This is a genomic window from Filifactor villosus (assembly GCF_042652965.1).
GTDB lineage: Bacteria > Bacillota > Clostridia > Peptostreptococcales > Filifactoraceae > Filifactor > Filifactor villosus.
Map to the genome: position 1 here is coordinate 195,402 of NZ_JBHSHL010000014.1, position 13,944 is coordinate 209,345.

The window sequence follows — 13,944 nt, forward strand, 5'->3', positions numbered from 1 at the left end:
GGTCGGAGAATCCAAATTCCGTGTAAGGGTCGTTAACTCTACATAATAATATCACAAACTTTGTCTGTAGTAAACAGTTTCCTTTGTTTATCGGCAAAATTTTCGCTTAAAAAGAGTTTTGTGATCATTTCCTTATCTTTTCGAATCTGATTTTTGAGTTCTTCCAAAGAATCAAACTTCATTTCGTTTCGTATTTTCTTACAAAAATAAACAGTGATTTCTTCTCCGTAGATGTCTTGAGAAAAGTTAAACAGATTGACCTCGAGGTAGACGGTCTTCGCCAATTCAGTCACGGTTGGATTGTAACCTACACTTGTGGCACCGAGATAGTGACGATTGTTATGCTCCACAATAGTATAATAAACTCCAATCCCCGGAAGCACCACCTTGCTGTCATAGTCAACATTGGCAGTTGGAAACCCTATTTTTCTTCCGTTTTTCTTTCCGTGAACAACCTTTCCGGAGATGGAATAGATCCTTCCTAAATAATTGTTCGCCGTTTCTAGAGAGCCTTGCTTTATAAGTTCTCTGACAGAGGTGCTGGAGATCCGAAGCCCGTCTTCAAAGTAGAGGGGAACGATTTCCACTTTCAACCCCAGATTTTCAGCTATTGCCTTGATTCCGGCAGCCGATCCTTCTCTTCCTTTACCAAATCTGGCATCTTCTCCCAATACAAGAAACTTTGCGTTTAAGTTTTCGATTAAAATGTGCTCGATAAATGCACGCGTCGACAGATTCATAATCGTTTCATCGAAGGGAACGCTCAGTATATAATCTATTCCCATCTCATAGAAGAGACGGTCTCTTTCCTCGTTTAAGGTAAGTTTTGAAATGCTTTTGTTCATAACGAACTCCAGAGGATGATTGGAGTAGGTAAAGACCACGCTTTTGAGAGCATGCTCCCTTGAAAGCTTCAGTGTCAAATCAAGCAATTTTTTATGTCCTTTATGAACCCCGTCGAAATTGCCGATGGTTATAACGGTATCTTCCGTTATATCAATTTCGTTTATATATTCATCAAATCTCACTGTCAACCCCCACTATGATCTATTCTGCTACCCTTGCAAGTTTTAAGGATCTCAAATATAACTTGTCTTTCTGAAGTTCCAAATTTCCCAAACCCGAGAAACCACCCTCTTCATCATAGACCCGGTAGATGCCTTCCCTACATTTTCTTTGTGTTAAAACCAAAGTGCACCCGTTTTTATAATGCTTGTCTTCGATAGTCGAAAGATAGAGTTCGGGATAAGAAGACAAGGCTCCATCAATAGGGATGAGCACTTCATCTAAACGACCTTCTCTTACAAACTCTTCCAATTCTTCCAAGGTGATACCTTCATCAATGGAAAAATTACCGCTCCTCTTTCTTATCAAAAGAGAAAGGTAAGCCTCATTGTCGAGCTTTTCTCCTATATCTCTCGCCAAGGATCTGATATAGGTTCCGGCGGAACACACGATATCCAAGTCTACGGATTCACTGGAAAAGGAACAGATGTCGATTGATGATATACATACCGCCCTGGGCTTGATATCAGGCAACTCCTCGTTGTTTCTTGCCATTTCATAGAGTTTTCTTCCTCCTATCTTAATGGCACTATACTTCGGGGGAAACTGTTCGATGTCGCCGGTAAATTCCTGCAAAACCTTCTCCAATTGTTCCAAAGAGAAGGGACGAATGTCTTTTGTGGAAACAACGCTTCCATATGTGTCCAAGGTATCGGTTAGAGCTCCGAAGCCTATTTTTGCAAAGTATTGTTTTTCTTCTTTCAGGAGATAGTCGCTAAACTTCGCGGCCCTTCCCACGCAGACGGGAAGAACTCCCGCCGCATTGGGGTCAAGCGTCCCGGTATGGCCTACCTTCTTGATCTTTAAGAGCCTGCGAACCGATGAGACGACATCGTGGCTCGTCATTCCGGTAGGCTTTATAAGGTTTAAAAAGCCGTTCATTATGAGAGGTACTCCTTCGCTCTTTTTACAGCCACAGCGACCGCCTCCTTCAAGGGAAGGTAGAGGGTGCAGCCTGAAGCGCTTTTATGTCCTCCTCCACCGAATTCCGAAGCGAATTTTTCGACATCGACCAACCCTTTTGAACGAAGAGATACTCTCACTTCGTTTTCTCCCTTCTCCTTAAAGAGGATTCCCATGTTCACGCCTTCAATATTGATTGTACAATTTACAAGGGTTTCAATATTGTTATAGGGAACTCCCCATCGTTCTCTCATCTCCTTGGTCAAACAAGCATAGGCGAAGTCTCCTTCGACGGCAAGGGTGTTTAGCACTTCTCCCATCAACTTGTAGTAACCGAAGGTCTCACTGCGAAATACACGTTCTGCGATTGTCGCCTTATCCGCGCCCTTTTGGATCAATTCCATGGCGATCCTAAGAGTCTCGCTTCCCGCCCTGTCATAGATGAAGTTTCCGGTATCGGTCAATATTCCGGTGTAGAGGCAGGTCGCTACCCTTGCGTCGATAAAATCTTCAAAATCCTGTTTCAGGGCTTCGTAAAGGATCTCGCAGGTGGAAGAGATGTTGGTACTTACAAGGTTTACATCTCCGTAATATTCGTTTCCCAAGTGGTGATCGATGTTGATCTTATAGGAACTTCCTTCAAAGATGGAAGTTTCGATATTAAAACGCTTGAGGATGGCGCAGTCCAAACCGATGAAGACATAGGGTCTGTTATCGATGATGGAGATCGCCTTGGAAGAACTGTAGTTCGGGTGATCCCGATAGAGAAACTCAAACTTTTCCGGCAACTCTTCATCCAAGATATAATAGGCTTCTTTTCCCATATTCTCCAAAGCGATCTTAAGCCCCAGAGAGGAGGACAGGTTGTCTCCGTCGGCATTCACATGGGAGCTGATGATAAATAGATCATTTTGTTCGATAATTTCTTTAAAGGTCATATACTATGCCTCCTACTCTTCTTCCTTCTCGTCTTCTGAATGATCGATACCCAGTTCGTTGATGAGCTTTGACATCTCGACTCCTTTTTGGATGGAGTCGTCAGGACGGAATATGATCTCCGGAGTATATCTGAGATCCACAACTCGACCCACCCTGTTTCTCACATAGCCGCTCGCTCGTTTAAGGCCTTCGATGATCTCGGCGGGATCATCGCCCAGGACACTGATATATACATAAGCGTATTTGAGATCCCGAACGACATCAACGTTTGTCACCGAGATCAATCCCTTGGATTGTCGGATCTTGGTATCTTTGATCTCTCCCTCCAACAACATGGAGCTGACGACCTTTTTTATTTCTTCCGAGATCCTTCTCGTTCTATCATAAGCCATAGTCTATCTATTCTCCTTATACTTTTTTCACTTCTTTGATGATATAGTTCTCTATGATATCTCCCTCTTTGATGTCATTGTAGTTGGTAAGTCCGATCCCGCAGTCATATCCCGTCGCAACCTCTTTTACGTCATCCTTAAATCTTCGTAGAGAGTCGATCTCTCCTTCGTAGATCACGATCCCGTCTCGGACCAGACGGACCTTCGCATTACGTTGGATCTTCCCTTCAATTACATAGGAACCTGCGATCATACCGACCTTGGGTACCTTAAAGGGCATTCTGACCTCCGCCTTACCGAGTTCTTCTTCAACAAAGTCGGGAGATAACATACCCTTCATCGCCTTTTCTACATCTTCGATCGCATCGTAGATGATCCTGTAGGTCCTCATATCGACTTTTTCACGCTCCGCCAATGAGGTCGCACCGGTAGAAGGTCTCACGTTGAAACCGATGATGATGGCATTGGATGCGGAAGCGAGCATAACGTCGGATTCGGAGATGGCACCTACGCTTCCATGGATGACTTTTACGACAACTTCCTCGTTGCTGATCTTTTCAAAGGACTTCTTGATAGCATCTATCGATCCTTGAACATCCGCCTTCACTATGATGTTGAGTTCTTTCATTTCTCCGGACTGCATCTTTTCGAACAAGTCTTCCAAGGAGATTTTTGAAGTCTCCTTCATATATTCCTCACGCTTACGCTCTTGGCGCGCCAATCCCAAGGCCCTGGCTTCCTTATCGCTCTCAACGACAAAGAATTGATCTCCGGCATCAGGAACAGAATTGAGCCCTTGGATCTCGACTGCGGTCGAGGGTCCTGCTTTTTTGATCCTTTTACCCTTGGAGTTGAGCATTGCACGTACTCTTCCATAGGCAGTTCCCGCTACGACCGAGTCCCCTTCCTTCAAGGTGCCGTTTTGGACGATCAAGGTGGCAACCGAGCCCCTTCCCTTATCGAGTTTAGCCTCTACAATCGTTCCTACCGCATTTCGGTTGGGATTTGCCTTAAGTTCTTCCATTTCCGCAACCAAGAGAACCATTTCCAAAAGTTCGTCGATGTTTTCTCCGCTTTTAGCCGAAACGGGAACATCGATCGTGGTTCCTCCCCAAGCCTCGACCAAAATGTTCTTTTCGGAGAGTTCCTGACGAACGCGCTCTATATTGGCTGTAGGCTTGTCGATCTTATTGATGGCGATGATCATGGGAACTCCCGCCGCACGAACATGGTCGATCGCTTCTATCGTTTGGGGCATGATTCCATCATCTGCCGCAACGACGATGATAACGATATCGGTGACCTGTGCACCTCGGGCTCTCATCTCCGTAAAAGCCTCGTGTCCGGGAGTATCCAAGAACACAATCTTTTTGTCGTTTATCACAACTTCCGAAGCTCCTATATGTTGGGTAATTCCTCCGGCCTCTCCTTGAGTGACCTTTGTTTTTCGAATCGAGTCAAGCAGGGTGGTCTTTCCGTGGTCAACGTGTCCCATTACAGTAACGATGGGAGGTCTGCTTTTCAAATCTTCCTCTTTGTCTTCTTCAATGATAAAATCGATGACTTCCTTTTCTTCTTCTTTTTTCAAAAGGATAACATCGTGCTCCAAAGCGATTTTTTCGGCTGTTTCAAACTTTACGGATTGATTGATGTTCGCCATGATACCAAGCTTCATAATTCCCATGATAACATCGGTTGCCGGAATACCGAGCAACTGAGCCAAATCTCCTACGACAATGGTCTCTCCGATTTCAAATACTCCATCTTCTTGTTTTATCACGTCACTCATTTCTGCTTTCGTTTCCTTTTCTTTTTTATTGGTATAGTTGTGTTTCTTTCCCTTGGAAGGCTTCATCATCTTATCTTGATGATATCCTGTTTCGACCGTTGCGACTTTGGTTTCGCTTTTTTTATGATGTTTCTTACTCTTCTTACGGTCTTCGGAATCATGAGACATCGACTCCTGTTTTGAGTGGTGCTTTTCTTTCTTGGATTTAAATTTGTGATCTTTCTTCTCGTGATCCAAAGATTGGGTCTTTTGTTTTTTTCCTTCTTGTTTCAAGCTCTCCCTACGCCCCGAACCTTCTTTTCGAGGAGTTTGATGAGATCTTTTCTGTTCGTTGCTCCCGCCGGTTTTTTCGTGATTTTTCTTGTGGTGAGATGCAGTCTTGCCTGTTTCAGCTTTATGATCCCGTTTTTGATGAGGCTCCGTCCTTTTTTCCTCCTGTCTGCGATCCTGCTTTTGAGGGGGCTCCTGCTTTCTCTCTTCCTGTCTGCGATCCTGTTTCTGACGGGAGTCCGCTTTTTTTCCTTCCTGTCTGTGATCCTGTTTTTGGTGAGGTGCGGCCTTTCTTTCTTCTTGCCTGCGATCCTGCTTTTGGTGAGGCTGCGTCTTTTTCTCCTCCTTTCTGTGATCTTGTTTTTGGTGAGGCTGCGTCTTTTTATCTACAGATCTATAATCTTGTTTGTGTTGCCTTTCTTCCTGTTTATCATTCGTATCTCTTGAAGGTGCCTTTTGTTTTTCGGCGAGAAAGGAGGTCTTTATCTTTTCCTCTTCTTCGTTCGTCAATGTATTCATATGACTTGTTAAATTAAGGTCGAACTTTTTTGCCGCATCCATCAATTCTCTTGCGGAAACATTCAACTCTTTGGCTAATTCATGCACTCTCTTTTTTCTATCCATCTTGCTCTCCTTCCAAGACCTTGCATATCGCTGCGGCAAAGCCTCTATCGTTGATACAGACGACGACCCGCTCTTCTTGTCCTATCGCCTTGCCCAGCTCCTGTCTATTCAATTCTTCACATACTCGTATCCCTCTATATCCCGCTTTATCTCGGATTCTTTTTGCAGTATTCTGCGAAGCATCGGAAGCTAAAAATACGATCTTGGCCTTCGACTCCTTTATCTTCTCCAAAGCGATCTGTTCTCCGGAAGAAAGTTTTCCGCTCTTCTTTGCAAATCCGAGATAGGCTATTAATTTATTTTTCACTCATCATCTCTTCTTTCAAACTTTGATAGACCTCTTCATCCACCGATGTCTTGAAGGCTCTGTCCAACATTTTTGCCTTGAGGGCCTTGTTGAAACACCCTTCGTCATTACACAGATAGGCCCCTCTTCCGTTCGCCTTAAAGGTCTTATCCAAAAAAATTTCGCCTTCTTTGTTTTTTACGACCCGTACCAGATCTTTCTTATCCTTGTGTTCCCCGCAAGCGATACATTTCCTTTGGGGAATTTTTTTTATCTTCTTTGTTTTTTCAGACATAAATTCCTCCTCGATCTCTCACTTATGCAGTTCTAAAACTCACTGCCTTCTTGGGGAATGATCCAATTCGATGCATCTTCCATGCTCTCCATGATATCCTCATCAAAAATATCATCATCCTCTTCCAAGGCTTGAGATTCACTCTTGATATCGATCTTCCATCCTGTCAGCTTGGCTGCCAGTCGTGCATTTTGTCCCTCTTTACCGATCGCCAGCGAGAGTTGATAGTCGGGAACGATGACCTTCGTACTCTTTTCCTCCTCATTTACGCTCACTTCCACGACCTTGGAGGGACTTAGAGCATTGGAGATATAGACGATGGGATCGTCGCTATAGTTGACGATATCAATCTTCTCCCCCTTCAATTCCTCCACGATGTTTGCGACCCTTACTCCCTTTGTTCCTACGCAGGCGCCGATAGCATCGACGGCTTCGTCCACGGAATGTACCGAGAGTTTGGTTCTGGAACCGGCTTCTCTTGCGATCGATTTGATCTGTACAATACCTTCGCTGATCTCGGGGACCTCTCTTTCGAACAGGCGCTTGACCAAACCGGGATGACTTCTGGAAACAATGATCTGAGGCACGTTGTTGTGTTTTTTCACTTCCAAGATGTATACAATAATCCTGTCGCCGACGTTGTATTCTTCTCCCGGGATCTGCTCCTGATTCAGGAGGGTCGCCTCCGTATAGATGGTGTTTCCTCTCTCGGAGATAAGACTGAGGTTGATATGACAGTTGTTGTTCTTGCTTTTTCGAATGATCTCTCCGATCATGATCTCCGATTCCTTGGTCATAAATTCGTTGTAGACGATATCCCGACTCGCTTCGGTGATCTTTTGGATCACTACCTGTCTGGCCGTCTGTGTTGCGATCCGCCCGAAGTTTCCGGGAGTGACCTCTTCCTTTACGACATCGCCGATCTCATACTTTGTGTCGATCTCTTGAGCACCTTCGAGCGATATCTCTCCGTCCAAAAGATCAATCTCCCTTTTATTGACGACGGTCCTCTTGGAATACACCTTGATATCTCCCGTTTCCCTGTCGATCGAAACCTCGACATTTCCCGATTCCGCAACCGGCTTCTTCTGTTTTGAATTCATATCGAAGTCATTGGAATACTTTTCAACAAAATTCTTCTTATATGCTTTTACAAGCGCCAACTCCACCGCTTCAATAAGGATGTCTTTGCTGATCCCCTTCTCATCTTCCAATTCTTGAATTGCGGAAATAAATTCAGCGTTCATTACCTTTGTCCTCCTAACTAAAAATCAATCTTGAGCTTTACTATCGCAACATCTTCCCTGCGGAAAGAAACCACCTTGTCTTCCGCTTCGATAACGATGCTGCCGCCTTCTTCCTCGAGGCCGACCAGTCGTCCTTCATAGGTTTTCCTCCCGTCTTTGGGCTTATAGAGCCTTACTTCGACCTCTTTCCCCTTTTCTCGGACAAAATCTCTGTCTTTTTTCAAGGCTCTGTCCAAACCGGGAGAGGAAACTTCCAAAAAATATTGTTCTTCTATGGGATCCTCCCTGTCCAAAATGATATTTATTTCTCTTGTTACATTTGTGATATCCTCAATGTTCAAACCGCCCTCTTTGTCAATAAAAACGCGCAGATAAAAGAACGGTCCTTCTTTGACATATTCCAAGTCGACCAATTCCATCTCTTCCTCCAAAGCGGGTTGGATGAGTTTTTCAAGTTCCTGTAGGTTTTTTTTCGCCAATGGTTACACCTCCGTCACACTTCCCTTTGTCCGTCTTATCTTTTCCATAAGTCACATATAATGCTCGAATCTAATCAAATTGTTTGAACAAGTGCTCTACAAGCAGAAAACATATTTCAGTTTCCATAGAGTACAAACTGTCGTTCCAAACAACTCTGGGTCAAACAGGTACGTTGATCCGAAAGAAACAAGCAAAGTGGTATGTTCTCCGAGATCCTCGACAAGAAGAGGACAAATAGTAAGGAGTGGGCTTGTCCCACTCCTTCTCAAAATGTATTATGCTACTATATAGAATAACAGAAAACGAATTGTTTTTCAAGGCTTTGTTGTAATCTCTTCCAAACAATATGCTTTCCTTCCTCGTTATTTAAAAAAATCTTCCATATTGTCCTGATGAAAAGACAGGATCTTTGGGTCCTCTCCCGACGAAAGGATCAAACTTCCCTTCTGGATGCTTTCTCCTACGACTTCATCCTTTTCATCCAGGATCTCGACCTTCACTTCATAGGTCCAATTTTTAGCGTTTTCGATAGTTTTTGCCTCTCCGGCATCGACCGGCTTCACTTCTTTTACAACAGTGTGATGAGCTTTTTGAGTCATGGTCTTGTCCAACACGACCATAAAATCGTTCTTGATTAACTTAAACAGACCTTCTTCCGTCATTAGATCTCCGATCGACCTGTGATATCCTCGGATCTCCTGTTCAATCTCCTCCGGAGAAAGGGTCTCCCCTGCGTTGATTCTCTCCTGAAACTTCAAATAACCGTCGTACCTTCCCTCCAAGTTGCTGGTATAGAAGTTTGTGAGAAACTGCCTTGCCACTGCCTCCTGAGGATCTTCACCCTTGCAGGAACTTCCCAGCAACAAAACAGCCAAGAGCAAGATCAAACCTGTCATCTTCTTTTTGAACATGATTTTCTCCTTTCTCAAACAAACAATACCGTTGCCTAATCAAAGGGCCATACCTAAAAGAAAGGCATAGCTGGCTAAAATATCCGATCAGCAACAGAATATAAACAGAGAGCGGTATAAACTTCCATATCGCTTGCACAAACTGACAGTAAAGCAAGATATTGCTCTCATATACATCATCTCACAAAAGAGGAGAGTTTTCAAGAATATATCCTTCCATCCCTCTTTCCGTCTTATACGTCTCTCCAATACACCGGCATCGTCAACAAGAGATACCACAAAACAGTGAGAGGAGCACGTCACCTTTGACAGCACAACAGAGAGTTCTTACAGAAAAACCTACATCTCCTTGATCAAATCGCGACCGTTGTAGATGTATTCAAAGCCGGAATACAAGGTCGCGATCAGGGCGATGTACATGATCGGCATCCCCAAACTTGAATTGAGAAGAAGCAGAATGGTGCCTATCATTTGGCTCACAGTCTTAAATTTTCCGGATTTTCCCGCAGCGATAACCTTTCCCTGGACGGAGGCGATCGCCCTTAAAATACTTATCGCATACTCTCTGGCGACGATGATAACGACAAAAAAACTCTCCAGCCTTCCGATTTGGACAAGCCATATCATCGAAGCCGCAACAAGGACCTTATCTGCAAGAGGATCCATAAATTTTCCGAAATCCGTAATCAGATTGTATTTTCTTGCCAAGTAACCGTCCAAAAAATCGGTAAATGAAGCAATACAAAAAATAAGAGTGGAGTACAGGTAGACCTGACTGCCCCTTTCCATATAGGCAACTATAAGAAATACGGGTACGAGCAACATCCGAAGCAGAGTTAGTTTATTCGGTGTATTCATCGACAAGACCTCCTATCAAGTCATATTCCATAACATCGTTGATACGGACCTTTACAAAGCTCCCTATTTCAAGCTCCTTATTTGTATGAACATAGATGATACCGTCGATCTCGACCATATCTCTCCAACTTCTGCCCGTGTAGATCCCCTCTTCGACCTGCTCCTCGATCAAGACTTCAATTTCTTTGTCATAGAGGGTCTGATTTTTTTCATAGGATATCCTCTGTTGCAGGTTCATAATTTGAGAGCGGCGTTCCTCCTTGACCTCTTCCTCGATCTGGTCCTTCATCCTTGCCGCGGGCGTACCTTCTTCATTCGAATAGGAAAAGACCCCCAGTCGATCAAAGCCCACCTTTTTTACAAAGTCCAAAACTTCTTCAAATTCTTCTTGCGTTTCTCCCGGAAAACCCGTGATCAAGGTCGTACGAAGGACGGCTTCGGGCAGCTCTTTTCGAATGGTTTCGATCTTTTCGAGAAGCTGTTTCTTCGAAGTCTTGCGGTTCATCCTTTTGAGTACACTGTCGGAGCAATGTTGGATGGGCATATCGAAGTAAGGAAGAAGTCTCTTCCCGTTTTTGACGGCGGATATGAAGGAAGCATCGATGTCCTCAGGGTAGGAATAGAGCACCCTTATCCATTTGAGGTCTTCGATCTTATCAAGTTCGCTCAAGAGTTCTCCAAGCATCTTTCGTCCGTAGAGATCCACTCCGTACTTTGTGGTATCCTGGGCAATGACGATGAGCTCCCTTATGCCCGAAGAAGCCAGGGAACGGGCTTCGCTTACGATATCTTCCGGCCGTCTGCTCCTGTACCTTCCGCGAAGTTTGGGTATGATGCAATAGGTGCAAAGATTGTCACAGCCTTCCGCAATCTTCAGATAAGCGTAGGGTTCCTCGGTCATAAGGGAGCGTGTCATCATTTCGGAAAATCGGAGGTCGATGTCGTCCAAAAGTTTTTCTCTTACTCCTTCGCCGGTGAGCCTTATCGCCTGAGCGATCTGAGGAAAACTTGTAGTTCCCAGAATAAAGTCTATCTCGGGGATCTCCTTCATCAACTCCTCCGAATATCTTTGAGCCAAACAACCGGTAACGATCAACCTATCTAATTTTCCTTCGACCTTGAGTTTTGAAAGCGACAGGATCTCCAAGATGGACTCTTCCTTTGCACTTTCAATAAAACCGCAGGTGTTTACCACGATGATGTCGGCCTCTTCGGGATAAGCTACCGACCTCATCCCGTCCTTCTCCATGATTGCGAGCATCATTTCTGAATCCACCTGATTCTTCGCACAACCAAGGGTGGAGATATATACATTTTTACAACTACTTTGCACGATTACTGCTCCTTATCTTTTGTTTTTTCAATCAAAACCGTTCGAGGCCTAACTCCGTCACTTGGAGCGATGACTCCTTTTTCCTCCATAGCATCCATGATCCTGGAAGCACGATTATATCCTATTCTGAATTTTCTTTGAACCAACGAGGTCGATACTTTCCCCTGGTCAATCGCAAAATCGACGACCTCATCGTATAAGGGGTCGATCTCGTCCTTCTCCTCTTCCTGTTGGATCATCTCTTCAATGCGTTCTTCCGCATCGTTGTTCTGAGAAAGATTTGAAGCACTTTGTTCATTGATGAAGGAGACGATGTTCGACACCTCTTTTTCGGTAATAAAAGCCCCCTGGATTCGAAGAGGCTTGCTCAAACCGATGGGATAGTACAACATATCTCCCTTTCCGAGCAATTTTTCAGCTCCTCCTATGTCCAAGATTGTTCGCGAATCCGTCTGGGAAGAAACGGCAAAGGCGATCCTGGAAGGAATATTGGCCTTGATCAGTCCTGTGATAACATCGACGGAAGGTCTCTGTGTTGCAATAACCAAATGCATTCCGCAGGCCCTTGCCATTTGAGCGAGACGACAAATCGCATCTTCCACTTCTCTTGGACTGACAAGCATGAGGTCGGCAAGCTCGTCCACCACAATCACGATGCTCGGGATCTTTTCTTCAGGAAACTTCGAGTTGTAACCGGAGATATCCTTGACATGGTTTTCCGCAAACAGCTTGTATCTTCGATTCATTTCGTCCACAGCCCAGGATAAGGCATAGGGCGCTTTTTTCATATCCGTTACCACCGGCATCATAAGATGAGGAATACCGTTGTAGATTGACAGCTCCACCATCTTGGGATCAATCATAATAAACTTTACCTCATCAGGCTTGGCCCGAAATAAGATACTACAGATCAAGGTATTGATACAGACGCTCTTTCCCGAACCGGTCGAGCCGGCAATTAGGAGATGGGGCATTTTTACCAGATCGGAGATCCTGGTCTGCCCCGTAACGTCCTTACCTAAGACGAAGGAGACCTTAGAATCCGACTTTCTGAAGGTTTGATCCGAAACGACGCTTTTAAAACCGACAGTTTCCGTAACACGGTTGGACACCTCTATACCGATGAGCGATTTCCCCGGAATAGGTGCCTCGATTCGAATCGATTCCGCAGCCAAGGCCAAACAGAGGTCATCGGTCAGATTTAATATTTTAGAAACCTTTGTTCCGGTCTTAGGTTGAAGTTCATATCGGGTGATTGTGGGTCCCATAGATACATTGACTACCTTGGCATCCACGGAAAAAATACTTAAGGTCTCCTCAACGAGCTTCGCGTTTTTTTCGGTGAAATGTTCAGAACGATTGACCTTTTTATAATCATCCAAAAGCCAGTAAGGGGGAAGAATATAGTCCTTCCTACCCTCGTGCGTGGGGTGTTCATCCCTTCTTTTTTGCACGAGTTCTCTCTCGTTGTGATATTGATATCCTTGTTGTCTTTTCTCACGTGGCTGTTCCCCGTCGATGTTGGAACTTCTGCTCAGGCTATCCCTTCCTACAAATTGATTGAGGTTTGCCGCGACTTCATTTTCTTCTTGATAAACTTCCGCAATGTCCGAGACCTCATCATCAAGATGATCGGGAGTATCTTTTCTGAGATTGTCTTCTCCAAAAAAGACACGAAACATTTCCTGCTTTCGCTCTTCTTCGTCATAGATCCCCTTCTTTAAGGGTTTGAGTTGATAATCTTCCTTCACGGGAGCGGATGGCTTGACAGTATCTTTCGCGGAAGGACGATGCTTGGGATCAAAGGGCTGCATATCTGCATAGATCCCCGCCTCTTTTTCGTTATCCTCTTCGAATCCGGATGATTCCTCTTCCTCTTCTTCCGTTACAAAGTTCAACACCATATCCTTCAGTTTGGACAAAAATCCTTTGGTATTCGACGTATATTCGTGTAAGTTGTTCAATAACTTCGAAGGGCCTATGTCGAAGTAATAGGCGGAAATGAATAAAAAGATAGCTGTAATCAGGATAAACAGCCCCCATCTTCCAAGAAAACGAAGGAAGAAATAGGTTATGCTGTAGGGGATGATTCCGATGTTCAACCCTTCCGCCGATTCCGAAAACACTCTGCTCACTACACTCCACTGATATTCTCCTTTAGGAAGGGAAGACTGGCTGATAAAGCCGTAAAACAGATTTGCTTCCAAGAATGTCCAAACAGGAAGTCCAATCTTGATTTGCTTGAATGAAAATTTTTTGTAATAGACGACTTTCACGGCACCCAAGATTAGAACACATATTGCAAACAAGATCGCAAGTTTGCCTAAAAGACCTTGGAGTACAAAGCGAATCATATTTCCCAAAAGCCCCATGGACCGAGTGTTTAGGGAAAGAGAGATAAAGAGACCCAGAAATATCATAATAACTGCAATTGCATTTTCGTTCACGGCCTTCCCTGTCTTTTTAGGGCCGGGTTTTCTTTTTTTAAATAAAGTTTTTTTCTTTTTTGCCAATGAAATCACCTCGTCAATAGGTATCACTATATATTGATC

General features: G+C 44.3%; 13 protein-coding genes and 1 pseudogene. All 14 read right to left on the minus strand.

The genetic code is table 11. The features are described from left to right. Nucleotides 1-38: 38 nt before the first annotated feature. Nucleotides 39-1,028, minus strand: a complete 990-nt coding sequence (locus ACFO4R_RS04670) for a bifunctional riboflavin kinase/FAD synthetase (protein ID WP_379787877.1) — start codon at nucleotides 1,026-1,028, stop codon at nucleotides 39-41. A gap of 19 nt (nucleotides 1,029-1,047) precedes the next feature. Then, nucleotides 1,048-1,947 carry a tRNA pseudouridine(55) synthase TruB gene (gene truB / locus ACFO4R_RS04675; protein ID WP_379787878.1) on the minus strand — a complete coding sequence of 300 codons (900 nt, stop codon included), beginning with the start codon at nucleotides 1,945-1,947 and terminating at the stop codon, nucleotides 1,048-1,050. Further along, nucleotides 1,947-2,906 carry a DHH family phosphoesterase gene (locus ACFO4R_RS04680; RefSeq protein WP_379787879.1) on the minus strand — a complete coding sequence of 320 codons (960 nt, stop codon included), beginning with the start codon at nucleotides 2,904-2,906 and terminating at the stop codon, nucleotides 1,947-1,949. Before ACFO4R_RS04680 ends, truB begins: the two co-directional genes overlap by 1 nt. Nucleotides 2,907-2,918: 12 nt before the next feature. Next, nucleotides 2,919-3,299, minus strand: a complete 381-nt coding sequence (gene rbfA, locus ACFO4R_RS04685; protein ID WP_379787880.1) for a 30S ribosome-binding factor RbfA — start codon at nucleotides 3,297-3,299, stop codon at nucleotides 2,919-2,921. A 16-nt stretch (nucleotides 3,300-3,315) separates the two neighbouring features. Next, nucleotides 3,316-5,256: a translation initiation factor IF-2 gene (gene infB / locus ACFO4R_RS04690; protein WP_379787963.1), complete on the minus strand. Its 1,941-nt coding sequence runs from the start codon at nucleotides 5,254-5,256 to the stop codon at nucleotides 3,316-3,318. Nucleotides 5,257-5,841: 585 nt separating this feature from the next. Beyond that, nucleotides 5,842-5,982: pseudogene (locus ACFO4R_RS04695) on the minus strand (translation initiation factor IF-2 N-terminal domain-containing protein); the annotation flags it as partial. Next, on the minus strand, nucleotides 5,975-6,289 hold the full coding sequence (locus tag ACFO4R_RS04700) for a L7Ae/L30e/S12e/Gadd45 family ribosomal protein (protein WP_379787881.1): 315 nt from the start codon (nucleotides 6,287-6,289) through the stop codon (nucleotides 5,975-5,977). The pseudogene ACFO4R_RS04695 and the gene ACFO4R_RS04700, both read right to left, overlap by 8 nt. Next, the gene (gene rnpM, locus ACFO4R_RS04705; protein ID WP_379787882.1) at nucleotides 6,279-6,563 is read right to left on the minus strand and encodes an RNase P modulator RnpM; all 285 of its coding nucleotides are present in this window, start codon (nucleotides 6,561-6,563) and stop codon (nucleotides 6,279-6,281) included. Before rnpM ends, ACFO4R_RS04700 begins: the two co-directional genes overlap by 11 nt. A gap of 32 nt (nucleotides 6,564-6,595) precedes the next feature. After that, complete coding sequence (gene nusA / locus ACFO4R_RS04710) at nucleotides 6,596-7,810, minus strand: transcription termination factor NusA (RefSeq protein ID WP_379787883.1); 1,215 nt, start codon at nucleotides 7,808-7,810, stop codon at nucleotides 6,596-6,598. A 17-nt stretch (nucleotides 7,811-7,827) separates the two neighbouring features. Then, nucleotides 7,828-8,289: a ribosome maturation factor RimP gene (locus tag ACFO4R_RS04715; RefSeq protein WP_379787884.1), complete on the minus strand. Its 462-nt coding sequence runs from the start codon at nucleotides 8,287-8,289 to the stop codon at nucleotides 7,828-7,830. A 363-nt stretch (nucleotides 8,290-8,652) separates the two neighbouring features. Beyond that, nucleotides 8,653-9,201, minus strand: a complete 549-nt coding sequence (locus ACFO4R_RS04720) for a hypothetical protein (RefSeq protein ID WP_379787885.1) — start codon at nucleotides 9,199-9,201, stop codon at nucleotides 8,653-8,655. Nucleotides 9,202-9,540: 339 nt separating this feature from the next. Continuing rightward, nucleotides 9,541-10,059 (minus strand): CDP-diacylglycerol--glycerol-3-phosphate 3-phosphatidyltransferase, encoded by a 519-nt coding sequence (gene pgsA, locus ACFO4R_RS04725; protein WP_379787886.1) that lies wholly within the window; start codon nucleotides 10,057-10,059, stop codon nucleotides 9,541-9,543. Further along, entirely contained in the window at nucleotides 10,043-11,392 is a 1,350-nt protein-coding gene (gene rimO, locus ACFO4R_RS04730) for a 30S ribosomal protein S12 methylthiotransferase RimO (protein ID WP_379787887.1), read from the minus strand. Before rimO ends, pgsA begins: the two co-directional genes overlap by 17 nt. A 2-nt stretch (nucleotides 11,393-11,394) precedes the next feature. Further along, nucleotides 11,395-13,905, minus strand: coding sequence for a DNA translocase FtsK (locus tag ACFO4R_RS04735; protein WP_379787888.1), 2,511 nt, complete (start codon nucleotides 13,903-13,905; stop codon nucleotides 11,395-11,397). Between the last annotated feature and the right edge of the window lie 39 nt (nucleotides 13,906-13,944).